This window comes from Desulfatiglans sp. (genome assembly GCA_012513605.1).
Classification (GTDB): domain Bacteria; phylum Desulfobacterota; class DSM-4660; order Desulfatiglandales; family HGW-15; genus JAAZBV01.
On record JAAZBV010000014.1, the window covers coordinates 1 to 26816 of the forward strand.

Here is a 26816-nt window from a genome sequence, read left to right on the forward strand (position 1 = left end):
CCTTCTGCATTTTCGAGCGCATTTCTGGATTGCTCTATACTCGAAACCGCAGAGGGCAGTTCGGTATCCTTCCATTCATCAATATCGGTTAAGGGATCATATATTTCAAAATACGGGCTTGAAAAACCATCAGATGCACCGGCCAGATATCCAAAGGGCTCAGTATATATAACCGGTGTCCTGTTGAGGTGACCCGAGTATTCTGACCTTACATCGGAAATACTGGAGTTTTTTGCGCTATTAATAGACGTCCTTTCAGAACTGAGGGTGTAGTAATATGATTGAGCCTGATTCCAGATCTGGTCATCCGTGCCCGTAAAATCATCGAGGTTAGCGGGTTCGGGTACGTTACCGGTTATGGTCAGGAATCCCTCACGTTTTGCTGCCGCCTCCGCCGCGTATTGATCCCTTAACTGGGCATCCGCCGCATTGATTCTGTCAACAATTGTCTGGAGCCGTGATTTTTTTGTATTGATAACAGAAATAGCTGTAACGGCTGTATTTTCCATATCTCCCAAAAATTGCTCCAGCCTGTTAATAAGATCTATGGGTGTGGGAGGGGATGAACTATTTCTTTGATTCATGATGAAATCCTTGAGGTCATAGACAAAACTACGGGCAGTTACAAAGAGTTCACTCACCCTGGAAGCGCCGTTGGTGACAAAACCTGTGATGAAGTTATCCACAATAATTTTAATGAGGGGTTCAGAAATTGTCTTTACCGCTATGGAAATCTGGTCCCACTTGGCATTTTTCAGCATGTTATATACTTCTCTGCCCACCTCGAAATCCGTTTGTATCTCAAGGACAAGGCGCGATGCCTCCTTATAATCGTCAGAATTTACTATTACCGGGTAACTGGAATAAAATCCCGGTAAATCAAGATATGCTTCCGGTCCAAACGCGGCAGCAAGTTCCGGATAAGTTTTATTCATATGACGCTGTTTGAGCGCTTCAGCAGCGTCTGTCCATCCCTGTTCCTGATTGATCCAGTCAGCCATTTCACCGCTCGCTTCTGAACCAAAATGATTTATTCGCGTGCCTATTTTAAAGCTGTAGGTACTTATCAGGGATCTTCGGTCTGCTTCTGACAGATTATTCCACAAAAGCTGATTAAACCGCGGCCCCATCTCATCGGTCCTGTATTCTGTACCATTATGATTAATAATAACATATGTATTTATACCGTCTCTTACTCCGCTGACAAAGGTAGTTTCCGCAACTGCCTTGAGCACCATTATATTGCAAAATAAAATGGCCATGAAAATTACTGTCAATCTTTTATTCATCTGTCATCCTCCTTAAGTCTTTTTGCCAGTGAAAAATAATGCAATATGCATGCCTTTATTGCCTGTTTTTACAGGAAATTCAGATATATGCGTAATCATTGCGAAATGTCGGCAATATGGGTTGAGGAGATGGTAAAATTAAGACATTTTCAGCGTAAAAAAGTGTTAGAAAATAAACGATGCGTCAATAAACGCCACTTTATGTCAATTTGCTGATAGCCCCATCCAGAATTTCCCTCTTTCCGGATGGGCATTAATATGTTTCCCCTTTTTCATCAACCATAGGGACAAAGGAGACAGCCATTACTTTCGTGCGAATGAGTCTACCCTCTTTTTTAACCAGATATACCAGTTGCTGTACATATCTTTCACCAACCGGGATGATCATTCTTCCCCCTTCCGCTAATTGTTCTTCAAGCGGTGCAGGGATATTGGTTGGAGAACACGTGACAATGATTGCATCAAATGGTGCATGCTCTATCCAGCCTTTGTAACCATCACCAACCCTGACCTCGATGTTTTTGTACCCCAGTTTTTTTAATAATTCGCCGGCACGTTCACCCAGTTGAGGAACTATCTCTATGGTGTATACTGATTTTACTATCTCAGCCAGTATCGCTGCCTGGTAACCTGATCCTGTTCCAATTTCAAGCACCCTGTCAGAAGGCGTAAGGTCCAGCATCTCTGTCATATAGGCAACTATATAGGGCTGTGAAATGGTCTGGCCAAACCCGATGGAGAGAGGCGTGTCATTATATGCATACTTAAGTAATTCCTCTGGTACAAATAGATGCCTTTCAACCTTTTTCATTGCGCTTATTACCTGAGGTGCCTTTACCCCGCGGGCAATGATCTGATTTTCTACCATCCTGTTGCGTTTCATTTCATATGATTCCTTTGCGCAGGCGCTGCTGACTACCAGGGTAATAAAGAATGAAAAAGAGAGCATGATTTTGAGCGGGGCAATCATGCGCCTGATACTTTTATTATTAGCCATATAATCCCTCCTGTGATGATCAAAAGGTTTATGGATATTGAAAAGTTTACGGGGCTTAATCCAGCCACAGTCATCTGACGTTTTATTATTAAACAACAGGAGAACCAATCTTCAAGATAGACATGATCCTTTAGCAGCAGTTCAATAAACAGAAGGGAATTTCAACTATGTAATTATAATTGCATTTATATATAATTTCCAGAGTTTTATATTTGCACCTTTTTTCAATGATGCAGGCTGATAGGAAATACAAATTCAAGGGTTATAATTCAAGGTTCAAGCCTGTAGACTATAGTCTAAAGTCTAAAAATCAGGACTGTATAATTCATATCAGCCTGTAATAATTATCTCCGGGCCATTGAAAATATAATCCCCACAACACTCATACCGCTGAAAATGAGAAATGAAAAATGCATGCAGTAGAGGAACATATCCTGTGTCTCCACAGAGACTGCATGGTCACCCATCTTCCATGAAAGTATGTAGGTGATGATGGTCATGCAGAAAAGCATGCCCACTGTTCTCATGGTGGATACAAGGCTGGATGCTATTCCATAATGCTTTGGCTCTACACTGCTCATCACGGTGGTCATGTTAGGGGAAGCAAAAAATGCAAACCCGTTTCCTAAGAGAACCAGCATTATGATGATAAGCGGAAGCCCGGTATCTTTATCCACCATAGCAGCCAAACCCAGGCCGATGGCTGTAATAATCATCCCGATGGTTGCTATAAATGATGGCGATTTTTTGTCCGCAATACGCCCTGCAATGGGTGAGAGTATTGCCTGCACTACTGGCTGGCATATTAATATCAACCCTGCATGCTGCGGGGACACCCCTTTTACTATCTGCAAATAGAGGCTGAAAAAGAAACTCACTCCAAATGAGGCGGCATAGTTGATTAATGTGGCAATATTACTGAAGGTAAATACCCTGTTTGAAATAAGAAGGCCCACATCCAGCAAAGGCGATTTGATATGGTATTCTGCATAAAGAAATATCAAAATACCTGCGCCCCCTGCTATCATGAAGTACTGGGCAAAGGGGTTTGTCTCAAGTTTTGATGCCCCGAATATTAAAAATGAGAGGGCAAATATATAGATGGCTGTCCCGGTCAGGTCAAACCTTTCTCCCTTTGCATCTCTCCATTCTCCCTTTATCCTCTTCATGGCTAAGAGGATCGCCACGATCTGGAAGGGGACAGTGGTGGCAAATATCCACCTCCACCCGATATGTGATATCATCAACCCTCCCACAGTAGGGCCAAAAGAGAGCCCGCAATATACACAGGCTACAGATATACCCAGAACCTGGCCTCTTTTATCTGACGGGAATATGGATGTAAGAATGGCAAGGCCGGAACTTAAAACAAAGGCTGAGCTTCCTCCCTGAAGAAACCTGATAATGATAAAGCTATTGATTGACCATGCCCCTGCGGCCATAAGTGTGGTTAATGAAAAAATACCAAAACCAATTATATACATCCTTTTTCTTCCATATATGTCCCCGACCCTCCCTGCAGGGAGGAGAAACAGACTGCTTCCAAGTACAAACAGCATTTCTATCAGGCCAAGGTGAACTGCGCTCGCTGAAAACTCATTGCCTATGGTGGGCAAAGCAATACCAACTGATGAGACCATAAACGGCGTTAAAAACTGGGATATGCATATTGATAAGAGCACAGCCTTCTGGTCCGGGGTTCTTTGAGTATTATTCTCTGTCATATTTTTCACCACGGAGAACACAGAGAGCACGGAGAAAATCTTTTTATTATTAATAAATAAATTTTCTTTTTCTTAGTGCCTTTTGCGTCTTTGCAATTCAATTTTTGTCTATCACTTCAACCATACAAGTACACGGAGGTCACAGAGGCAGATATTAAACTTCTCTGTGCTCTCTGTGGTAAATGATATTATTGGATTTACCTGATCCCTTATGTGGTTGTGAGTCTCCCATTACTTTTTATATACTGCATATGATCTTACAACTACATCTGTGATCGCCTTCATATCTATTAGTGAATCCAGTGCAGGGCCGTTCGGCACGGTTGATTTCAGGCGCTCCTGTACAGCCTTGTTAACCATTTCCATATCTTCATTTTTTTCAGACAAATAGGCGATAAGGAATGTGCCCGGTGAATCTTTGGGGTTGTCATAGACATCTGTTTCCCATTCAAAGATGGCGCCATCAACAAGGTTCTGTTCAAGCACCGGTCCAAAGAAGTATTTACTTAATTGATCCACCGCATCAGCAGGCGCATCCGGCCTGATTTTGTAGACCCCGACATGGACATAGGCATTTTCGCTTCGGATAGTTTTACAGTTGTAATATCGGCTCACAAGAATGCTGACAGGCATAACTGCGGCCCCGTCTTTGGCTGGAACCTGTGTTATGCCAATCTTTTCAAACTGGTCGCGCACGGTTTCAAGCCCTGCTTTAGACTTTGCAAGCCAGAAGGTATCATGCAGGGGATTTCTGTCATAGCCATAGGAGAAGATAGTGTTGTTATCGATTGCCTGATCAAGTATCTTTTTGGCTGCTTCTGCCTGATATTTTCTTGCTTCCCATTCGCTTTCAGGGATGTTCCACACTGCAATGTAGGAATACATCGGGGGTTGGGCCTTGATTTCAATAGGCTGGTCGTCTGCAAGTGAAATACCGGTAATTGATAACATCAGGGTTAATAATACCGAAATAGTAATTGATATTTTATTATCCATCATGGCTCTCCTGAATTATTTATTGGACATATGAATTGATAGTAGTTCACAGTCAGACCATAGTAAACTATATTTTATTATTGATCTCCTTTAGCCCGCCAACCTGCATGAAGAGCTGTCTCGTGTCTGCAACATCCCAGTGTTCGGCCAGTTTACCATCTTTTAAACGGAACATGTCCACTGCATCAAAATGAATTTTATTTCCGGTCGGTCTGTAGTGGAGAAACCCTTCACCTGTATGGGTGCCTGTAATGGTGTTAAATACAAACACCAGGTCATCTTCTGCCACCATCCTGTTGATTGTTGCGCAGAAATCAGGCGCTGCCTTAAAGAATCCTTTATGAAACTCAATAAACCCCTTCATGCCCTGTTCTGCATCAGGATTGTGCTGGATATAATCCTCATGCATATATTTATCTGTTGAATCAAGGTCGTGTTTCTGAAAAATCGTTTTGTAAAATTCCTGTACGATCCTTTTATTCTGTTCAGGGGTCATGGTAAGCTCCTTGAAAAATATTTGCGCTCAAAGCTCAAGGCTGAAAGCTCAAAGCTGATAAAATATATAGGGATATACCAAATTTGTCACGTCAGAAAATAATCTTCCATAAGTTATTGATGCTCCTGTAACTTTTTGGAATAACAGGGAAATAAGTATGTTGCCCGGTAGAATTAATTGACATGCAAATAAAATCTGCTTTATTGTGAGTTTAAAAAAAAGAATGGAGAAGAGAATGTTTACAAAATACCCTCATCTGTTTCAGCTAATAAAGGTAGGAAACCTGACACTTAAAAACCGGATCACGAGCGCCCCTATATATAATTTTCTGGCCTCATATGATAATCATATCACAAGGGAGAGCATCGAGTTTTCAAAGCCCTGCGGAAAGGGCGGGGCTGCAACTGTTACACTTGGGAGCGGATTTATAAACAGGGCGCTCCCCCCTGCGGCACACCATATTATAGGCATGAATGATGATTTCATGGTGGTGTTTCTCTCGGAATGGTGTGAGGCGGTAAAGCGTTATGGCGCAAAGGCATGTGTGGAACTGGTGCCCATTGCATCATACTTTGGCACCCACGAGGTGGAAAGCTCTGTGGGCATACCCATGGAGATAGACTGTAACCTCCTCACAGAAAGGGAACTTAAGGATTTTATAGAGGACTATGCAAAGGCGGCAGGCACTGTTCTTAAGGCGGGAGGTGATATGGCGCTGATCCATGGCGCACACTGTCAGCTTCCGGCGCTTCTATTTTCAAAGGTGTTTAATAAACGCACAGATCAATACGGCCCCCAGTCATTTGAGAACAGGTGCAGGTTTGCTGTTGAGCTTCTTGAGGCGATCAGAAAAGAGGTAGGGAACAGGCTTTCCATAGAATACCGCATAAGCGCAATAGACATGGTTCCGGGATCGCCTGCGATAGAGGAGGTTATAGAGTTTGCAAAGGTAATAGAGAACAAAATAGACCTGCTCCATGTATCAAGGGGTAATCTCGCCATTAATAAGCTTACGCCCTATATCCTTCCGCCCACATATATGGATCACAATATCAATATAGAATATGCCAGCCGGTTCAAAAAGGCGCTTAATATTCCTGTAAGCGCGGTGGGGGCCGTCACATTTGAAGAGGCGGATAAAGCCATAGCAGATGGGAAGGTCGATATGGTTGCCCTTGGACGCCAGCTCCTTGCTGACCCCGATACGGTCAATAAGCTTGAGCGGGGTCAGGAGAAAGATATTCGCCCATGCATACGTTGTAATACCTGTATCAGCAGGAGCCATTTTGTAATGAAGCCCCCAAGGTGCGCAGTTAACCCGATCCTTGGCCGAGAGCTGGATTACCAGTACATGCCTCTCCCCATGAGAAAAAAGAGGGTAATAGTAACTGGCGGAGGGCCTGCCGGGCTTGAGGCAGCAAGGACCCTGGCTATGCGTGGACATAATGTGATCATTTTTGAAAAGAGTGAAAGGCTGGGCGGGCTTTTATGTGAGGCATCAGATGCGCCTTTTAAGGGTGATCTGCTAAGGTACCTTGATTGGTCAATACGAATGATAAAAAAGTTGAATAATATAGATGTGCGGCTTAAAACAGAGGCAACCCCGGAGATCATCAAAAAAGAAAACCCTGACGCCCTTATAATAGCCATCGGTGCAGTACCATATATACCGGAACTATCTTTCTGGAAAAAACCCAGGGTTTTATATGCTGGGGATATTGAAAAGGGCAGGGACCATATTGGTACCAAAATACTGATAGCTGGGGCAGGGCTTACAGGGTGTGAAACCGCGCTAAAATATGCAAAAGAGGGAAAGGCGGTTACAGTTATAGATGCCCTTTCAAAGGAGAAACTTGGTCTGGGTACTTCACCCATGAACGCATACTATCTGTTTGATTTACTTGAAAAACATGGGGTAGTCCTTTTGCCTGAAACAAAGCTGATTGATGTTACTGCTGATAATGTTATTGTGGAAAAGGGGGATAAACAGGAAAGACTTGAATTTGATACAGTAATACTTGCCCTAGGTTACAAACAGAATGGAAATTATGATATGATAAATGGGCTGAAAGAGGCTGTGGCAGAGAGCTATGTTGTGGGCGACAGTAACGGCAGCGATGGTGCCTTATGGAATGCCATAACCAGCGCATATGATGCAGCAATGGCTATATAGCTTTAAACAGCTTCTTTTTATAGACATTTTTTAAAAACTGGATTATCTAAGGTTCTTCTATTAAAGGGTAAAAACAAACAATAAGAGGAGGAATAGACCATGCAGGAAGTATATGATTTTTTAAAGAAATGTGGCACTTATTATCTCGCAACAACAGAAGGTGATCAGCCCAGGGTTCGCCCGTTCGGCACATACCTGATCTTTGAGGGCAAGCTCTATATACAGACCGGTAAGGTCAAGGGTGTTTCAAAACAGATGAAGGCAAACCCCAAGATAGAGATATGCGCATTTTCAGGTGACGCATGGGTACGTATTGAGGCTATAGCTGTTGAAGATGACAGGCTTGCACCGAAAAAGGCCATGCTTGATGCATATCCCCAGTTGCAGGCCATGTACAAGGCCGATGACCCCAATACCCAGGTGCTCTATCTGAAGAACGCCACAGCCACATTCGCCTCATTTGGCGGTGCTCCAAAGGTAGTAAAGTTTTAATTCATTTTTTATAATCTGTAGAGACAAGTCCCGCAAGAGTAGAAGCGGGTAAATATGGCTTGTCTCTACGTTTTATTCTTAACCTCAAACTATATATCGTTGTTTCAATATGCTCTGGCCTTTTTTTAAGATGGCCTAATGCCTTTTCATCCTATGAAATATTTCCTTTTCAGGCTGATTTGTAACATGGTTTTTTATAACGCTTAAATAAATTGGCTAAGGGTCATAATTGGCTAATATATTGAAATAATATTGTAATTGTAAATGTTACCGTTTGGAGTATGCCTACTCAGACCGGTTTTGCACCCCTTTTACACACCTGAACACATGGAATTAATTCACAAATTAAAAAAAATGCATCCTGGTGTGTTTTTTCTTAAAGTTTATTAAAGGGCATACCGATAAAAAAAGTGAATCACGGCTGATGCTGTGTAAAATGCTCATGATGATTGCGTTAAAATTTATCATGAGCATAATTTAGCAACTTACTACCTGGTTATCATTTACGATGTTATTAACTGAAACACCAATCTGCTTAATCAGGATTTAGTACAGGGTAATGCGGAAAACCGCTGTTTTGATAAAAGAATTAATTTATTCGGAGGGTATCAATATGAAATCATTAACAAAAATATTACTTACAACTTTAGTGCTGGCATTCTTTTCAACTACTGCTTTTGGACAGCACGAACTCTACAACAGCTTGAACAAAAGAATGGGAATACTGTATAAAGGCGGAAAGATCATGGAAGCTATTGCTACCGCTCAGGAAGTTGTAAAGGTTGCAGAAGAGACATTTGGAAAAAACCATGCTTTTTATTCAGCATCACTTGAAAACCTTGCACTTCTCTATGTTGCAGATGGGAAAAATGACAAGGCTGCTGATTTATATGAGCAGTCATTTGGAGTGAGAGAAGGTCTGGTTGGGAAAAATGATCCAAAGCTTAAAGATGTACTTGAGAAATTACAGAAATGCTATGAGGCAATGAAGGCGAACGATAAGGTTGAAAATACAAAAGCCAGGATGGCAAGCCTTCAGAGCTAGTATCTCTGCCAGAAAATAAAATAAAAGCTTTTATTTAGTATAAAAATTAAAGCCCCGTTCAATGAACGGGGCTTTTTTTATTTCCTGTTTTCTGGTATATATGGTTTTTTCATATAGCAGAAAAGGGGCAGGCATTATGGGTAGAAAAATAGTAATTGTTCATGGGGGGCCTCGGAAGATGGGTAATACAAGGGCCATTACAAAAATAGCAATCGAATCAGCAAGGGAACATGGCGCTAAAGTTGATGAGATAGATGCCATTAATCTAACATTCAAGGCACCCGGATGTATTGCGTGTTTCAAGTGCCAGGAATCAGATCAGTATAAATGCATTATCGATGACGAGGTTGCTGCAAAGGTGGCTGCGCTCCCTTTATATGACGTGATTACACTCTCTGCTCCGATCTACTGGTGGAGTTACCCAGCCCAGTTGAAGATATTCATAGACCGCATATTTTCACTTGTAAAGCTGCAAGGGAATGAGCACAGGTCCGCGTTGAGCGGTAAAACAATGGCCCTCATTGCCACAGGAGGAGGGGAGCTTGAGAATAACCTCAATCTCCTTGAGGCCCAGTGGCGCAACCCGGCTGATATGATGGGGTGTAAATTCATATCCTCTCTTTTTCCTGATGTTTTACCGGAAGAGGGATTTCTTACCAAAAATCCCGATGCGGTTAAAAAGGCCAAAGAGTTTGGACGGCTGCTTGCTATGGCTTGATCCGATTTTAAATATAGACTTGAAAAATTATATTCAAGATGATTAAATTCCCTGTCGATAATGATAAATAATATTTTTTCCATCAAATTAGTAAGCAAATATATAAATTTTAAAAGAGAGTAATATGGAATATTCAATAAGCCCTGAAGGTGAAAAGTTTAAAATACCTTCAGATGAGGATTATAAAAAGGAATATGATAAACTGGTAAAGATTGCAGAGGAACAGAAAAAGCAGGGTCGCGAGATAGTTGTTGTCATGGGGCTTGGTTTTGTTGGCGCTGTTATGGCTGGCGTTGTAGCCGATTCTGTTGATAAAAAAACAGGCGAACCAAAAAAGTTTGTTATTGGTATGCAGAGGCCCAGCCCGAGGAGCTTCTGGAAGATTCCGCTTTTTAACAGGGGCGTATCACCTGTAAAGGCAGAAGACCCTGAAGTGGCGCCCATGATAGCCCGCTGTGTAAACGACAAAAAGACCATGATTGCCACGTATACCTATGATGCCCTGAAACTTGCTGATGTGCTTGTGGTTGATGTGCAGTGCGACTATATGAAACAGAGCCTGGGTGATCTCAAAACAGGACACGCTGAAATCACTGCACTTGAAGAGAGCTTCAAAATAATCGGTGAAAAGATTAACCCGAATTGTCTTGTGCTTATTGAAACAACAGTGCCTCCGGGAACCACCGAATATGTAGCCTATCCCCATATCAAAAAGGCGTTCAGAAACAGGGGTATTGATGCTGAACCGCTTCTCTCTCACAGCTATGAAAGGGTTATGCCCGGTAAGAATTATGTAAGTTCAGTAAGGGATTTCTGGCGTGTATGCAGCGGCATAAACATGGAAAGCAGGGAAAAGGTGACTCAGTTTCTGTCTGATGTACTCAATGTTGAAAAATTCCCCCTCACAGTTCTTGATAAACCAATAGAAAGTGAGACCTGCAAGATCGTGGAAAACAGTTACAGGGCGACTATACTTGCCTTTATGGATGAATGGAGCCAGTTTGCCGAGACAAACGGGGTTGACCTCATCAAGGTGATAAATGCCATAAAGATCAGGCCTACCCATAATAATATGATATTCCCCGGCCCCGGTATCGGAGGCTATTGCCTTCCAAAGGATGGCGGGCTTGGTCTATGGGCCTATAAACATCTTATGGGTTTTGAAAATGATATCTTCAAGATCACACCTGAGGCTATCAATATTAATGACACAAGGGCCCTGCGTGCTGCCCAGCTTGCGCGTGATGCCTTAAGAAACATGGGAAAGATCGTCGCAGCATCCAAAATCGCTGTATTGGGGGCATCATACCGGGAGGATGTGGGTGATACCAGATACAGCGGTTCAGAGATCATTGTAAGGAAGCTTACTGAAATGGGGGCAGAGGTACTTGCCCATGACCCCTATGTTGACCACTGGTGGGAACTTGAAAACCAGGACACATATCCGGCTGTTGGTGCAAGCTGGTCAAGATTTTTCAGGAACCAGGAACATATGACCGAATTCAGGATGTCTAAATCTATGGAAGAGGCAGTTAAAAATGCAGACTGTATTATACTGGCTGTAAGACATCATGAATATCTCAACCTTAAGCCGGAGGATCTGGTTAAGATGGCTGGCGGCCCAATAGCAGTGGTAGACTGCTTTGGAATATTGAATGATGAAAAGATCGAGAGATATTTTGAGCTTGGGTGCGAGGTCAAAGGGCTTGGCAGGGGCCATATAAACCGGATAAAGGAAAAGGTGCGTAAACAGAAGATGGCAAAATAACTTCTGTGGTCTCCCGGCCGATACATGCCGATATGCTTTTCGTAATCTGCATGTATCGTTTATGAATCCTCAAAACCTTTTCATTATGAAGAGTGCATGTCATTTAAAGAAATTCATATCTGTATATAAAAAGAAAAACCCATCTTCCTGAGAATCAGGTAGATGGGTTTCGGGAGGGTGAACACATCAATTCTGTAAATTTATAAGTCTTGGCCCCTGCTCTTTTACAGGGGAAGCCTTTAAATGAACAATAAATTATGTGTTCATTTAACCGTCTGTGTTTCAATATCTGTGCCATTATAGATGTTTTGAGCTGTACTTCATTTATTAAAATGTGGAATGTAATTAAGCATAGAATTCAATATATTAAAGGCCTGTTTCATGCGTTTGTCTTTATTTTGCCTTTTAGGTTATTTATCAGTGATGTATGCATATATAAAAAACAGCTTATCCAGCACATATAAATGTGCATGATGCACATATTTATGTGCGTATAGGCGGGTATCCATATTCAGGTTCAGTCTTTTAAAAGACTCAATTCAGATAACAATAGGATAAAGTAAAGGGGCATTGAATTGGAAAAAAAAGAGAGAATAATACTGGTAACAACAGTCTCTGTTTTTTTCTGTCTGTTAACCCTGCTGATCATACTTGCAATTGGCTCAGATAAAACGGGTTTTGTCAATCCAGAGGCACCTGTTAAGAATGAAGCTGAAATCAATATCGATTCAGAGTTAAAAAAGATAGAGATATTGATTAAAATGGGCTTTGAAAATGCTGACATATACTATAACCGCGGCTGGATTTACAGCTGGGTGGGGCGGAATGATCTGGCAATAAAGGATTATTCCAGCGCACTTGAGCTGGATAATCAATATGTCGATGCCTATTTTAACAGGGGACTAATATACATGAAGGAAAAAAATTACCCTGAAGCGATCTCTGATTTCACTGATGTTATAAAATCAGACCCTACGATGTCTGATGCCTTTTGTAACAGGGGTAATGCCTATTTGAAAACAGGCAAGGTTGAACAGGCCCTGGAGGATTACACAAAGGCAATCAGCTTAAATGATAAAGACCCTGACCTTTATTATAACAGGGCCTTTGTATACAGGGCCCTGGGGCGTTTAAAGGATGCAGATACTGATTTGGAAAAGGCTGAGGCGCTTGGACTTAAGACCGAAAAGTTAAAAAGACAATGAAGTTAAATTCAGAGGGTAATTCTTCATGCATAAAAAGAATATCTCAGTTGCAATAATAGGGGCAGGCGCAAGCGGAACCATACTTGCTCATCAGATACTTGAAAAGGCATCTCTTATATCTGATGCTGGAGTAAAAATATATCTGATAGAAAAAGATGGTGATCACGGGCCAGGTCTTGCCTATAGTACCCCTCTGCCAGCCCATATCTTGAACATGAGAGCAGATACCCTGGGGGTGATAAATGGTGACCCACTGCATTTTGTTAAATGGCTTGAAGGTTATGATAGTAAATCAAAGGCATCATGGGTAGATATTAACTATCCTCCCAGAAATGTTTACGGGGAATATCTCAGGGCAGTGCTTGACCTGACTATAAAAAAGGCAGGCTCATGCAGCTGTTCAATAGAAATTATTTCAGGCGAGGCGGTTGATGTTGATAATAATGGCAGGGCTTTCTGTGTGAGAATGGCAGTTGGGGGTGTAATAGACGCAGAAAATGTTGTTTTAGCCCCTGGTAATTTCCCTGGAGCTTTTCTATCGGAACTGAAGGAGACGAAGGGGTATATTCCTTACCCCTGGCCTGTATCTGATATTACAGATAATATCCCCAGGGATAAACCTGTGTGCATTCTGGGGGCAGGGCTGAGTGCTATTGATACCCTGATTACCCTTCTTGAAAACGGGCACACAGAGAAAATCACATTTTTATCAAGGAATGGCCTTTTACCAAAGGTACAGGGGCCAGCCTTTGACTACCAGCTTAAATATGTGAATAAAGAAAATATAGATAGATTACTTTCCGAATCAGATGATAACAGCATCTCATTTGATCAGGTAAAGAGACTTTATATGGATGAGGTGGAGGGTGCTGCAGGTAATAAGATCAATTGGCTGGATGTCTTTAATCCCCAGGGGGCTGCTGACCAGATCCTTGAGATGGATATCTCAAGGGCAGAATCAGGTGTTATCCCATATCAGGCAGCACTGACATCATCAGGGCCTCTCACAGGGTACATCTGGAACAGCATGTCTATTGATGACAGGATGCGGTTTGACAGGGAATACAAAACAGTATGGGCAGTCTACAGACACCCCATGCCTTTAATAAATGCAAAAAAGATTTTAAAAGCCCTGAGGTCGGGTCAGCTTGATATTCAGCAGGGGCGTACCAGTATCAGGCCAGGGAGTAAAGGCGGTTTTGAAATAGATGTCACAACCAGGCTGGGTGTCCCTTTTGTATTAAAGGCCCCCTGTATTATCAATGCAACAGGCCAGGAGACAGACATTACAAAATTTGAAAGTATCCTGATAAAAAGGCTCATCAAAAAAGGTTCTATATTCCCCCATCCTAATGGTGGAATATATGTTGATTTTTACACTTCAGTTGTAAAAGAAAAAAGCGGAAAGGGTATCCATGGTTTATATGCACTTGGTGAGATAACCAGGGGGGTGCATTTTTTTACAAATGGGGTTGTCCCTAATATGGTCAGCTCTGGCCGGATTTCTGACAGCATACTGGGGGAAAATTGGTGTTAATAACCGCCTCTTTCCTACCGGTTACCTGGTTGGAAAAATGAATTATCCTTTTTCTTTAATTTTTTATATTCTTCATCAATACGACTGATAGATTCATCAATCTTTTTCATCAGGTCAAGGTCGTCACCTGCTTCCCTTTTTGCCTCCATATAATGGAAATATGCCTCTCTGATATTTTTTGATTGTTCATGAAAAAGACCAAAATTATAGTGGGCATGTCCCAGCCTGTTTATCTTGCCATAGGAATACCCGAGGCTGTAAAAGACATAATCCTCAACAGGCTTAAGTAATTTGAGCCTTTCATAAATATCAATTGTTTTATCAAAGTCTCCGGCATTTTCATATATAGTTGTCAATGTCAAAAGGCTTATCTTGTCATCCGCATTTTTATTTATGGCCTCCTTCAGTATTGAAACGGCCTTATCTGTATCACCATTCGACTGGTATGCTTCACTCAGGTAGCTTATGGCAGGAGCTGGATCAGTAAGAGTCTTTACTGCCTTTTCAAGATGGGTTATTGAACCTTTATACTCTCCTTTTTCTTTGAGGATTATTCCCATTCCGAGGTTGGCAAGTGGCGATTCAGGGTTTTTTGCAAGCTCAAATGAAAAATAATTGGTCATCTCTTCCCTTTGTTCATATTTTGCCATGATTACTGTCCTGAAGATCGGGTACAGCTCTCTGAATACCTGACCTTCTTTTTTTGATACAACCACATAGGGGTTTTTAAGAATGGATTCTATGTTTGCTATCCTTTCAGGCCCAATGGGATGTGTAAGCAGATATGCAGGGACTTCGTTAACCCCCCAGTGTCCTGCCTGTAGTTTTTTATGTACCCTTTTTATTGCTGCAGGGTCAAAACCAGCTTCAAGTGCATACTTGAACCCTGCCTGATCTGCCTGGCGCTCTGCATCTCTGCTGTAAGCAAGCTGTTTCTGTTGCACAGCAGCCATAGAGCCCATCATAACAGCCCCTGATGCCTCCCCGCCAACAAGTATACCAGCAAGCATTCCCAGCATAGAGGCAGCTGTAAGTTTCGTAGATTGATCATACTGTTGGGATATATGGCGGTTTGAAACGTGCGCTATTTCGTGGCACATAACCGCTGTAAGTTCATCGATCTCATCCATTACCCTTATGAGACCGGTATTAACAACGATATGCCCCCCTGGGCCTGCAAAAGCATTTATTTCTTCATTCTTTACCGCATAGAACCGGTATTTAAAGTGCCTTGTTTCAACGGATTGGAGCAGGTAATTGCCCAGATCATTAATGTAGTGATCAATAAAGGGGTCATTTACTACCTCAAGCTGCTGCTTTATGGCAAGGGCAAATTCCTCCCCTTTCTTTTCTTCCTCTGCGAGGGTGAGAGCATTTATGGTGCTGATTTGTATAAGCGTAGAAAGGGCAACAAGCAGCGTAATATAAAACCTATTTTTTATCCTTTTTGGGGGCATTGTTTTTTAACTCTATCCTTGGAGCCTCCATCCAGAGACCTTCCAGGTCATAGAAGGCTCTGACAGGCTCATAAAAAAGGTGGATAATAAGGTCACCATAATCCATCAGTATCCATTGGCCTTCGTTTTCCCCTTCTGTCCCGTAAGCCTTTAAGCCATGTTCCCTCATCTTTTCAATCAGGTGACGGCCTATTGATTGTACCTGCCTTGTGGAATTACCTCCGGCAATAAGAAAAAAATCAGCAAAGGAGGTCATTCCGCCAATATTAAACAGAACCGGGTCAACCGCCTTTCTTTCCATGATAATATCTGCTGCAAGCAGCGCTTTGTCAAGAGACTTCATTTATTTATATAAACCTTTCCTTAAGATGTATTCTTTTACCCTTTCAGGTACCATAAAATTTATTGATCTGCCAGTTTTTATATTCTGCCTTATTTTTGTTGAAGAGATATCCATTAGTGTTGATTTTTTAAAATAGATCGAGCAGCCACTGGTATTTACGAATAAATCATCGGTGTTGCCCTTTTTAAAATCCAACCCAAGAGACTCTATAAAACTGCTGATTTCACACTTCTGTGTGCCAGGCCTGTCTATAACTGCAAAGCTGGTCAGTTTAAAGAGCTCTTCATATTCCTTCCAGGTGGTTATCTCTTTAAATGTATCGATCCCCAGTATAAAAAACAGTTCTAAATCAGCACCGTATAAATTCATAATTATATTGATTGTCTCAATAGAATATGAGGGCCCCTTTCTCCTGCCTTCAATATCGCTTGCCTCAAGGTAACTGGAATATGAAACCGCAATTTTTGTCATCTCAAGACGTTCAGAATAAGGGGTTATAACGCTTTCATCCTTATGAGGCGGCTGTGCGCACGGGATCAGGAGTACCTTTGACAACGCAAATTCTTCGCACATCTCTTCTGCCAGCCTGAGATGCCCGAAATGAATCGGATCAAATGTCCCTCCAAGTATGCCGAGCCTCAAATAATAACCCTCCTAATCCCTGATCTGGCCATCACCATAGACAATAAATTTTGTTGTGGTGAGTTCGGTAAGGCCCATAGGGCCAAAGGCATGAAGTTTTGAGGTGTTTATTCCTATTTCTGACCCCAGTCCTAGCTGGTTACCGTCATTGAATCTGGTTGATGCATTTACAAGCACGACCGACGAGTCAACCTGCGTGAGGAATCTCCTGCCCCGTGCATAATCCTTTGTGATTATAGTTTCAGTATGGTTTGAACCATATTTTTCTATATGAATAAATGCCTCCTCCATGCTGTCTACAACCTTTACTGCGAGTATCAGGTCCAGAAACTCGGCTGGCCAGTCCTCCTCTGTTGCAGGGATTGCATCAGGTATAAGAGCTCTTGTTTTTTCGCATCCTCTCAATTCCACCTTCGCTTTGCGAAATGCCTTTGCAACCTCCGGTAAGAATTCCTTTGCAATATCCTTGTGTACCAGCATTGTCTCCATTGCATTGCACACGCCCGGTCTCTGTGCCTTTGAATTTATGCATATATCAATGGCTGTTTTGACATCAGCGTATTTATCCACATAGGCGTGGCAGACCCCTTTATAATGCTTGAGCACAGGTATCCTTGAATTTTCTGTTACAAACCGGATCAGCCCTTCGCCACCCCTCGGTATTATTACATCTACCATGTCATCACAGGATAAAAGTTCGGTTGTGGCCAGCCTGTCTGTGGTAGGAATTACCTGCACTGCCTTTCCGGGTAGATTATTTTCCTCAAGCCCCTCTTTTATTATATCCGCGAGGATTAGATTTGAATTTATGGCCTCGGAGCCTCCCTTCAGGATAACCACATTCCCTGATTTAATGCACAGGCTTGCTGCATCCACAGTTACATTTGGTCTTGATTCATATATAAAACCAATTACTCCTAAAGGTATCCTGATTTTACCGACCTGAAGATTATTTGGCCTTTCCCACATGCCAGTAACCTCGCCGACCGGATCAGGCAGGCGCATCACTTCATGAAGGCCCTGAACAATTGAGTTTATGGTCTTTTCATCAAGCGTAAGCCTGTCAAGCATTGCAGGGCTTAACCCCTTTTCTTTTGCGGCTACAAGATCCTTTTTATTCTGGATCATTATTTCGCTTTTACGTTCAATCAGTTTTCGGGCAATAGATTCAAGGGCTGCATCCTTTTCCTTTCTTTTTATGGTACGTAAGAGCCTTGATGCATCTTTTGCCGACAATGCTATTTCACGAATCATGGATTTTATTGACATGTTTCATCTCCATCCTGACCATTGGTAATAAGGAGATTATCCCTGTGTATAATCTCATCGTTATGCTTGAAACCAAGCACCTCTTCTATCTTCCTGCTGTTCAATCCCTTTATTTTTTCAAGTTCGCTGTGACTGTAATCTACCATGCCGACCGCTGTTTCATTGCCATTACGGTCAACAATCTGAACTGAATCTCCTCTGTTGAATCTCCCGGACACCCCGATAACCCCTGAAGGAAGCAGGCTCTTTCCGTTCTTTATCAGCGCCTTTACAGCACCGTCATCAATGATGATTTTGCCTTTTATGGCCCTTGTAAAGGCTATCCAGTGCTTGCGGCCGCAAACCGCCTTTGTCTGGGGGAGAAATAATGTGCCGGTCTCTTCACCTTTCATTATTTTTCTAATGATGTTTTTAGTATATCCGTTTGTGATAATAACCGGTATCCCTTTTAGTGTGGCCTTTCTTGCCGCAGCTATCTTGCTTGCCATCCCACCTGTGCCGAGTGCCCCCGGGACTGAGTTTGCAGATTGAAAATGGCTGCTGCCTATTTTATTTACAAACGGGATGAGCCTTGCATTTTTATTTTTCCTAGGGTCATCATCATAAAGTCCGTCAATATCTGTAAGTATCGCAAGCAGTTTTGATTCTGTCATGTTGGCAACCATGGCGCTCAAATTATCATTGTCACCGAACTTGATTTCATCAATTACCACGGTATCATTTTCATTTATTATTGGTATTATGCCCCATGATAAAAGGGTGAAGATGGTATTTCTTGCATTAAGATAGCGCCGCCTGTTATTAAGGTCATCCCTGGTGATAAGTATCTGTGCCACTGTAACCCCGTGACGGCCAAAGACCTTTTCATATGCCATCATGAGGCGGCTCTGGCCGATTGCAGCCATTGCCTGTTTTTCAGATATCCCGTCAGGCTTTTTTTCATAACCCATTTTTTTCATGCCTGCGGCTATGGCTCCGGATGAGACAAGAATAACCTCTATCCCCCTTGATCTGAGGTCACAGATATCATTTGTTAGGCTGTTAATAACCGTGTTGTTAAAACCATCGTTTCCGGTGAGTATTCCGCTTCCGGCCTTAATGACTATCCTGCGCGCATTTTTAAGCAGTTTTGTTCTGATATTTATTAATTTTTCTTCCATTTATTTATGTACGCTGTTTATTGTACCGGATACATAACATTCATAATATTACAGGGAAAATTGTATTTTAAATAAAACAGATTGCAAAGCAGAGGTTGACCCTGCTCATTTTCAGTTAACCTACTGCATTTTCTTTTAGGAACTTTTTTAGTTCCTCTATCCCTTCACCTGTCATCGCTGATACTGCTATTGCACTCCTCCCTGCAGCATTTATTTTAAGCATGATATCTTCAGCTTTTAACCCATCAGGCCTCTCAAGGTCAATTTTATTAAGAATAATCGTCCTTTTTTTTGACATAAGCAAAGGGTCATACCTCTTAAGCTCATCCTCAAGAATGTTGTAATCCCTTAGCGGATCATCTGCCGGTAGATCGGACATATCTATTATATGTAGAAGAAATCTTGTCCTTTCTATATGTTTCAGGAAACGATGACCAAGCCCCTTACCCTCGCTTGCCCCTTCAATAAGCCCTGGGATATCCGCTATTGTTAGAGACTTTTCATCATCAATATTCATCATCCCAAGGTTTGGAATAAGGGTGGTAAATGGATAATTATCTATTTTAGGGCGGGCCATTGTAAGGCATGATAGCAGGGTTGATTTTCCTGCGTTTGGCAGGCCTACCAGCCCTATATCAGCCAGGTGTTTCAGTGTGAGTTTGAGCCTTTTGGATTCTCCAGGAATACCACTCTGGGCATATCTTGGGGATCTGTTTATTGCAGTGGCAAAATACCTGTTTCCCTTTCCGCCTATACCGCCGTAAACAATAGTGATTGACTGTTCATTACCTGTCAGGTCTCCTAATATTTCACCTGTGTCATGATCAGAGATGATTGTGCCGGGAGGTACCTCTATTATGGTATCCTCGCCATTTTTACCTTTTTGATTATTGCCCATACCAGGGCCGCCATTTCTGGCCTTGAAATGTCTTCGAGAACTGAAATCGACAAGGGTGAAAAGTTTATTGGAGGCCCTTAAAATAATATCCCCTCCCTTTCCGCCGTCCCCTCCATCGGGGCCGCCTTTAGGGATAAAACGGGCCCTGAAAAAGCTTACGCAACCTTTTCCACCATTCCCTGAAACAACATGTATTACTGCTTCATCCAGAAATCCCATATTATCCTCAGGAGGTGGAAAAAGGGGATTTATTAGTCGGCTAAAACACTCACCTTTTTTCGGTTTTTAGTAAACCGTTCAAAGGCGACTGTGCCGTCTATCTTGGAATATATGGTGTAATCCTTTCCAAGCCCTACATTTTTACCCGGATGGATCTGGGTGCCTTTTTGTCTGATCAGGATGTTTCCAGCCTGAACCTTTTCACCTGAATATTTTTTAACCCCAAATCTCTGGCCGGCGCTGTCTCTACCGTTCCTTGAACTCCCGCCTGCTTTTTTGTGTGCCATAGTTATGATTCCTTATTAAATAATACGCTTTAACCGAAAAAGTTTTTGAGTCTTACTCTTGAAAATACCCAAAACAAAAAAAGTTACTGACCGATGTTATCGATCTTTATCTGAGTAAAACATTGCCTGTGGCCCTGCTTTTTCCGGTAGTTTTTTCTTCTTTTATACTTGAAGACAATAACCTTTTTATCCTTGGCCTGCCTCATGATCTTGCCATATACCTTTGCCCCTTCAAGGTATGGTTTGCCAAGGTTGACATTGTCCCCGTCTGAAGTAAACAGGACCTTATCAAAGGCAACTGAGTCCCCGATATTACCCTCAAGTTTTTCTATCTTCAGCATATCACCTGGTGCTACCCGATACTGTTTTCCACCTGTCTGTATTACAGCGTACATAATTAACCTCCAAATTTGTAACACGTAACCATAAAAGAAAAAAAGTCATATGTCAAATTGTTTATTATATGACTTTTTATTCAATGTTTACTTGTCTTAAAGTGCCCCCGGCATGACTTGAACATGCGGCACCCAGATTAGGAATCTGGTGCTCTATCCGCCTGAGCTACGGGGGCGTGGACTAGTCTTGTACCAAAAAATAATTAAAATGCAAGTTTTTTGTGCAGTGGCTTCAAAATTTGAAAAAAATCTTGATTATAGTAATAAAAGAATTTATAAGTTTCATTAATTTTTGTTGGTTTATCATTATTTAGATTTATGTAAAAAAAGATAGCGGGGATGTAGCTCAGTTGGGAGAGCGGTACGTTCGCAACGTACAGGCCGTCGGTTCGATCCCGATCATCTCCACCATATTTTCCTTTTCAGTACGGGTAAAATCTGGTGAGAACAGCTGAAAATCAAATGTTTTCCCTTATATTTTCTTCAGAAGTTGTTGAACTAAAAAGCTCTTATCCCCATGGAGAATAATAAATGAAAAGAAATGCAGAAATTGATCGTAAAACCAAAGAAACTGATATTCGGGTAAAATTTGATCTTGATGGTAAAGGAAGCAGCAGTGTTAATACAGGGATTCCGTTTATGGACCATATGCTGAATCTGCTGGCTGTACACGGGTATTTTGACTGTGAAATATCTGCAAATGGTGATATTGAAATTGATTATCACCATACGGTTGAAGATCTTGGCATATGTCTGGGCATGGCAGTAAGCAAGTGCCTTGGGGAAAAGAGGGGTATCAGGAGGTATGGGCAGGCTACAGTGCCAATGGATGAGGCCATGTCGAGCGTGGTTATAGATATATCCAACAGGCCCTTTCTGGCCTATCGTGTTGAGGTTAATAACAGCAAGACCGGGAGCTTTGATATAGCTCTGCTTGAGGAGTTTTTCAGGGCATTCGTAAACTACTCAGGCATCACCATGCATGTTGATATGGTATCAGGCAGGGACCCTCATCATATAGCTGAATCAGTCTTCAAGGCATTTGGTAAAGCACTTGATATGGCAACAGGTGTTGAGGAAAGGCTGGATGGAAATGCCCCTTCATCTAAAGGGCTCCTGTAACAATCTTGATGGCTGATTAAAGGGTAAAACGTGACTCAACAAAGATTTCAAAATAAATATAAAAAATATTATATGCTTTTATGCCTCATTATTCTCTTCAGCGGATGCGCAACCAATAAGAAGGTCTATTCCGAATTTGCAGAAGGGCAGGTTGGTCCATTAAAAATTGTTTTTTTGGGTTTAAGGTCTGGAATACCTGAAGGGGGTAGTCCTGCCCTGTTTTCTAATCCGCTGCTGAATACAATGGTAAGCGCTGAACCGGTAAACCATGATATCTCTGATCGATTGTCTGATAAGCTGTATACGCTTATTGAAGAGTCGAGGGATTATAATATGGTTAACGTGAAGGGACATCAAATACCCGGATATAATAGTGCCAACCCCCTGGACATAAATTCCATTAATACCCTTGCAAAGGAGATTTCAGCTGATTTTGTCATTACCGGGTATGTCTACAGGATGCAGGAGCGTGAAGGTGGAAAATATTCAGCAGTTACTCCAGCCTCGACAGCATTTGATATATACTTTATAGATGTCAAAAATGGTACAATATCCTGGCGCGGTAGTTATGATAAGACGCAGAAATCATTGAGTGAAAACCTCCTTGATTTCAAGTCGTTTCTGAAATTAAAAGGGAAATGGGCGGATGTGGAAAGCCTTGCTCTGGCCGGGTTAAAAGAGCTTGTCGATGATATGCCAAAAATAAAAAAATAAATATTTTTTTATTTATTGATATCGGTTGGCTTTATTTTACTTAATTTTATACTGATCAAAAAGGCTATTTAATTCGAAAAACCTACTTTTTCATCATTGACAATCTAAAAATCGTTAATATAATAGAGCATTTATCTAAAAACCTGGTTTTAACCAATTGGCCATGTCGGCGCCTTGGAGAACTTAAAAGCCATGTCGATAAAATAGGAAAAATCGTGGGTTTATGATGGATTTCTATCAGGCAGCCAAGGAAGAGATAAAACGGTCGGCAGACATTGTCGAGCTGATAGGACAGTATGTCCAGCTTAAAAAGGCCGGTCTAAACCATGTAGGGCTTTGCCCGTTTCATGGTGACAAGGACCCCTCTTTTACGGTTAGTCAGGCAAAACAGATATTTCATTGTTTTGGATGTAAAAAGGGTGGTGATATTTTTACCTTCTGGATGGAATATCATAAGGTTTCATATTCTCAGGCATTAAAAGAGCTTGCTGAAAAATATCATGTAGTATTGCCTGAAAAAAAGATTACGCCGGAAAAAAGGCATGAGCTTGATTTAAAGGAGGAGATATACCGGATTAACGGCGCTGCAGCTGCCTATTATAACTATATCCTTGTAAAAACAGCAGCAGGTAAGAAGGGTATAGGGTATTTTGGTAAACGGTCAATCAGCCCTGAAATCATAAACAGGTTTAAATTAGGCTATGCCTCTGAAGATTGGGATGGGCTGGCTAGATTTTTATCAGGCAGGAATGTAAATCTTGAGAAGGCGGAAAAGGCAGGCCTTCTTATCACCAAAAAGAATGGCGGATATTATGACCGTTTCAGGGGGAGGGTAATATTCCCCATATTTACCATGGAAGGCAAGGTTGCCGGTTTTGGGGGCAGGGTGCTTGATAATTCGCTGCCTAAATATCTGAATACTCCTGAGACATCCATCTTCCATAAAGGTGAATTACTATACGGGCTGAATACTGCCTTTCCCCATATACGTGAAACAGGACGAGTTATTATAGTTGAGGGTTATACCGACGTACTGGCACTGAATAAACATGGGTTCAATGCGGTTGTTGCAACACTCGGAACAGCCCTGACTCAGAACCACTTAAGGAAACTTAAGGGATTCAGCAGGGAGATTATTGTTGTATTTGATGCTGATTCAGCAGGGAAAAACGCTGCGGTGAGAAGTCTACCGCTGTTTCTCAATGAGGGTCTTTCGGCCAGAGTGATGATATTACCTGAAGGTGATGACCCTGATACATTTATGAACAGCAGGGGGCTTGATGCCTTTTTAAGTCATCTTGACAGGGCAATGCCCCTGTATGACTTTTATATTGAAACAAAACTTATGACTGTTGAACCAGGTATTGCAGGTAAGCTGGAGATCCTCAAGGAAGTAATCCCTGTGCTTTCAGAGATTACAAGCGATATACAGAGGTCAGTTTATATAAAGCACCTTTGTGAAAAATGCGATGTCTCAGAAACAGTTGTTCTTACTGAGCTTAACAGGCTGAGAGGTATATTATCAGGAAAAGGCAATATAGCAAGGCCGGAATCAGTGCAAAACGGGTCAGGGGTAAAAAGTCTTAAGGAGTATCATCTTCTTAACCTGATAATTCATTCACCCGGAATTGCAGGAAGGGTTCTGATTGACGATTTTAAAATGCTGATTTCTACCGGTGAAGTTGTAAAGATTTTTAACATACTTGCCGAAGAGTATAGGCTGAAAAAATTTATTGATCCTGCACAGATACTTGAGAATATGCAGGAAGGCCAGGAAAGAGAGATTTTTAATGAGCTGATGCTTTCAGAGCCTATTTATAAAGGCCCGGCGATTGAACAGGCCGTTCTGGAGTTTGAAAACAGGGTATATGATGTTAAACTCACAAACTCAATAAACGATGCGAAAAGTTCCGGGAATATTGAAAAACTGAATGAATTGGTTAAACTTAGAAAAGCTATTTGAAAAGTCTCTTTAATGATTATAATTGAATAGAATTGTATATAACATAGAGATAAGTAATTATCAGGAGGAATAGTATGATAAATAAAACTGATATGCAGAATCTGAAGAGATTGATAGATTCTGGCAAAGACAAGGGTTACATCACCTATGAAGAGCTGAATGATGACCTGCCTGATGAAATCACCTCCTCGGAGCATATCGACGATGTAATGATGATGTTTGAAGAGCTGGACATCATGGTAATTGATGAGGCAGCCAAAAATGAAATTGAAAAATCAAGAAAACTCAAGAAAAAGAAGGAAAAAGAGCTTGAGAAAGAAGATTTACAGGCTGATATAGTTGATAATTCAACAAGGGTTTCTGATCCTGTTAAAATGTATCTCAAGGAAATGGGCTGCATATCCCTCCTGACAAGGGAAGGGGAAGTTGATATAGCCAAAAGAATTGAAGAGGGTGAAAAAAATACACTTGAGATGTTTCTAAAGTGCTGTGTTGGGGTCGAGTATATTATTGATCTTGGAGAAAAGCTGAAGACAGGAGAGGTCAAGCTGAAGAATATAATCAATGACCCTGATTATGAAGAAAACCATGCGCAGATCGGTGAAAAAAGGGAGCACCTTATAAAACTGATAGATGAAATCAAGGTGCTGTACAATGATTATGGAAAGATAAAAAACGAAATCACAAAGAAGACCTGTGTCGCAGCCAGGAAGAAAAAGCTAACGGATAAGCAGACAAAAATCTTCAACCAGATTGTAGATATGATTTATGGTTTTAAACTGGAAAAGGGGCAGCTTGATAAGATGATGGATATGCTTTACAGGTTAGTAATTGACTGTGAAAAGGCCGAACGCCATTTGTCTGATTGTGTTATTAAGAATGGTGGAAAATCATTAACATACATAAAAAAGTGTATTATGGGTATTCCAAAGTCAGCAAAGGATAATGATATTGTTACACCTCTGAAACGAAAAAAAACAGAATTGGTCTTGATGAAAACCGAGCTGAATGAGGCGCAAAAGACTATCAAAGATATAAAAGATCGCACTAACATGACAGCCAAAGAATTGAGGGAGACCCTTGACCAGGCAAGAAGGAGCCTTGAAAGATCAAAGCTAGCAAAAAAGGAGCTTATCCAGGCTAATCTCAGGCTTGTAGTGAGTATCGCTAAAAAATATACAAACAGGGGGCTGCAGTTTCTTGATCTGATTCAGGAGGGTAACATAGGCCTCATGAAGGCGGTAGAAAAATTTGAATACCAGAGGGGCTATAAATTCAGCACCTATGCAACTTGGTGGATCAGACAGGCAATAACAAGGGCGATTGCAGACCAGGCCCGGACTATCCGCATACCTGTACACATGATTGAAACAATAAACAAACTCATCAGGACATCCAGATACCTGGTTCAGGAACATGGGCGTGAGCCGACTCCTGAGGAGATCGCTGAGAAGATGGAATTCCCCCTTGAAAAGGTGCGTAAGGTATTAAAGATAGCCAAAGAGCCTATCTCTCTTGAGACCCCTATCGGTGAAGAGGAAGACAGCCATCTTGGAGATTTCATAGAGGATAAAAAGGTCATATCGCCCGGTGAAGCGGTGGTAAACCACAGCCTTGGTGAACAGACAAGAAAGGTACTTACATCTCTTACACCAAGGGAAGAAAAGGTCCTAAGGATGAGATTCGGCATTGGTGAAAAGTCTGATCACACACTTGAAGAGGTGGGACGTGACTTCAATGTTACAAGAGAGAGGATAAGGCAGATAGAGGCAAAGGCATTAAGAAAGTTAAGACATCCGAGCAGAAGCAGGAAATTAAAAAGTTTTATTGAAAGATAATATTATTATCATCGTTTTTTCTTGACAAAAATCGATTCAGACTGCATTTTATACAGCTTGAATCAAACG

General features: G+C 41.6%; 24 protein-coding genes and 2 tRNA genes. 12 read left to right on the forward strand and 14 right to left on the reverse strand.

Annotation, left to right across the window (positions count from 1 at the left end):
- The 5 genes from GX654_01620 to GX654_01640 form a co-directional block, all read right to left on the reverse strand.
- The coding region (locus GX654_01620; GenBank protein NLD35548.1) for a hypothetical protein at positions 1-1289 on the reverse strand (1289 nt) is incomplete at its 3' end.
- 253 nt (positions 1290-1542) lie between these two features.
- On the reverse strand, positions 1543-2238 hold the full coding sequence (locus tag GX654_01625; protein ID NLD35549.1) for a protein-L-isoaspartate(D-aspartate) O-methyltransferase: 696 nt from the start codon (positions 2236-2238) through the stop codon (positions 1543-1545).
- Positions 2239-2630: 392 nt separating this feature from the next.
- On the reverse strand, positions 2631-4010 hold the full coding sequence (locus tag GX654_01630) for an MFS transporter (GenBank protein ID NLD35550.1): 1380 nt from the start codon (positions 4008-4010) through the stop codon (positions 2631-2633).
- Positions 4011-4241: 231 nt separating this feature from the next.
- Complete coding sequence (locus GX654_01635) at positions 4242-5009, reverse strand: hypothetical protein (GenBank protein ID NLD35551.1); 768 nt, start codon at positions 5007-5009, stop codon at positions 4242-4244.
- Positions 5010-5073: 64 nt separating this feature from the next.
- Positions 5074-5502: an ester cyclase gene (locus tag GX654_01640; GenBank protein ID NLD35552.1), complete on the reverse strand. Its 429-nt coding sequence runs from the start codon at positions 5500-5502 to the stop codon at positions 5074-5076.
- A gap of 235 nt (positions 5503-5737) precedes the next feature.
- Here GX654_01640 and GX654_01645 point away from each other — a divergent pair, with 235 nt between their 5' ends.
- The 7 genes from GX654_01645 to GX654_01675 all read left to right on the forward strand — a co-directional run bounded on the left by GX654_01645 (position 5738) and on the right by GX654_01675 (position 14440).
- Positions 5738-7675: an FAD-dependent oxidoreductase gene (locus GX654_01645; GenBank protein ID NLD35553.1), complete on the forward strand. Its 1938-nt coding sequence runs from the start codon at positions 5738-5740 to the stop codon at positions 7673-7675.
- 99 nt (positions 7676-7774) lie between these two features.
- A complete protein-coding gene (locus GX654_01650) occupies positions 7775-8167 on the forward strand; it encodes a NimC/NimA family protein (GenBank protein ID NLD35554.1) in 393 nt (130 codons plus the stop codon).
- A gap of 613 nt (positions 8168-8780) precedes the next feature.
- On the forward strand, positions 8781-9212 hold the full coding sequence (locus GX654_01655; GenBank protein NLD35555.1) for a tetratricopeptide repeat protein: 432 nt from the start codon (positions 8781-8783) through the stop codon (positions 9210-9212).
- A 136-nt stretch (positions 9213-9348) separates the two neighbouring features.
- Positions 9349-9930, forward strand: coding sequence for a flavodoxin family protein (locus GX654_01660; GenBank protein ID NLD35556.1), 582 nt, complete (start codon positions 9349-9351; stop codon positions 9928-9930).
- Between the two features lie 124 nt (positions 9931-10054).
- A complete protein-coding gene (locus GX654_01665) occupies positions 10055-11698 on the forward strand; it encodes a nucleotide sugar dehydrogenase (GenBank protein NLD35557.1) in 1644 nt (547 codons plus the stop codon).
- A 575-nt stretch (positions 11699-12273) separates the two neighbouring features.
- Complete coding sequence (locus tag GX654_01670; protein ID NLD35558.1) at positions 12274-12903, forward strand: tetratricopeptide repeat protein; 630 nt, start codon at positions 12274-12276, stop codon at positions 12901-12903.
- 25 nt (positions 12904-12928) lie between these two features.
- Positions 12929-14440: an FAD-dependent oxidoreductase gene (locus GX654_01675; GenBank protein NLD35559.1), complete on the forward strand. Its 1512-nt coding sequence runs from the start codon at positions 12929-12931 to the stop codon at positions 14438-14440.
- 14 nt (positions 14441-14454) lie between these two features.
- Here the strand turns inward: GX654_01675 and GX654_01680 are convergent, their stop codons facing one another.
- From GX654_01680 to GX654_01720, 9 genes are all read right to left on the reverse strand, one after another.
- Entirely contained in the window at positions 14455-15897 is a 1443-nt protein-coding gene (locus tag GX654_01680) for a M48 family metalloprotease (GenBank protein ID NLD35560.1), read from the reverse strand.
- Positions 15872-16240 carry a ribosome silencing factor gene (rsfS, locus tag GX654_01685; protein NLD35561.1) on the reverse strand — a complete coding sequence of 123 codons (369 nt, stop codon included), beginning with the start codon at positions 16238-16240 and terminating at the stop codon, positions 15872-15874. Before rsfS ends, GX654_01680 begins: the two co-directional genes overlap by 26 nt.
- Positions 16241-16882: a nicotinate (nicotinamide) nucleotide adenylyltransferase gene (gene nadD / locus GX654_01690; GenBank protein ID NLD35562.1), complete on the reverse strand. Its 642-nt coding sequence runs from the start codon at positions 16880-16882 to the stop codon at positions 16241-16243. It lies immediately after the preceding gene.
- Between the two features lie 12 nt (positions 16883-16894).
- On the reverse strand, positions 16895-18151 hold the full coding sequence (locus GX654_01695; GenBank protein NLD35563.1) for a glutamate-5-semialdehyde dehydrogenase: 1257 nt from the start codon (positions 18149-18151) through the stop codon (positions 16895-16897).
- On the reverse strand, positions 18142-19290 hold the full coding sequence (proB, locus tag GX654_01700; GenBank protein ID NLD35564.1) for a glutamate 5-kinase: 1149 nt from the start codon (positions 19288-19290) through the stop codon (positions 18142-18144). The genes GX654_01695 and proB overlap by 10 nt, the downstream gene beginning before the upstream one ends.
- Positions 19291-19426: 136 nt before the next feature.
- Positions 19427-20428 (reverse strand): GTPase ObgE, encoded by a 1002-nt coding sequence (gene obgE, locus GX654_01705; protein ID NLD35565.1) that lies wholly within the window; start codon positions 20426-20428, stop codon positions 19427-19429.
- Between the two features lie 32 nt (positions 20429-20460).
- Positions 20461-20715, reverse strand: coding sequence for a 50S ribosomal protein L27 (gene rpmA / locus GX654_01710; GenBank protein ID NLD35566.1), 255 nt, complete (start codon positions 20713-20715; stop codon positions 20461-20463).
- 83 nt (positions 20716-20798) lie between these two features.
- A complete protein-coding gene (rplU, locus tag GX654_01715) occupies positions 20799-21110 on the reverse strand; it encodes a 50S ribosomal protein L21 (GenBank protein NLD35567.1) in 312 nt (103 codons plus the stop codon).
- 102 nt (positions 21111-21212) lie between these two features.
- A tRNA-Arg gene (locus GX654_01720) sits at positions 21213-21286 on the reverse strand.
- A gap of 159 nt (positions 21287-21445) precedes the next feature.
- Between GX654_01720 and GX654_01725 the strand changes: the two genes are divergently transcribed.
- From GX654_01725 to rpoD, 5 genes are all read left to right on the forward strand, one after another.
- A tRNA-Ala gene (locus GX654_01725) sits at positions 21446-21521 on the forward strand.
- A gap of 120 nt (positions 21522-21641) precedes the next feature.
- Positions 21642-22232 carry an imidazoleglycerol-phosphate dehydratase HisB gene (hisB, locus tag GX654_01730; protein ID NLD35568.1) on the forward strand — a complete coding sequence of 197 codons (591 nt, stop codon included), beginning with the start codon at positions 21642-21644 and terminating at the stop codon, positions 22230-22232.
- A gap of 30 nt (positions 22233-22262) precedes the next feature.
- On the forward strand, positions 22263-22946 hold the full coding sequence (locus tag GX654_01735; GenBank protein ID NLD35569.1) for a hypothetical protein: 684 nt from the start codon (positions 22263-22265) through the stop codon (positions 22944-22946).
- Between the two features lie 223 nt (positions 22947-23169).
- Positions 23170-24909, forward strand: coding sequence for a DNA primase (locus GX654_01740; GenBank protein NLD35570.1), 1740 nt, complete (start codon positions 23170-23172; stop codon positions 24907-24909).
- A 74-nt stretch (positions 24910-24983) separates the two neighbouring features.
- Positions 24984-26747 carry an RNA polymerase sigma factor RpoD gene (gene rpoD / locus GX654_01745; protein ID NLD35571.1) on the forward strand — a complete coding sequence of 588 codons (1764 nt, stop codon included), beginning with the start codon at positions 24984-24986 and terminating at the stop codon, positions 26745-26747.
- Positions 26748-26816: the final 69 nt, after the last annotated feature.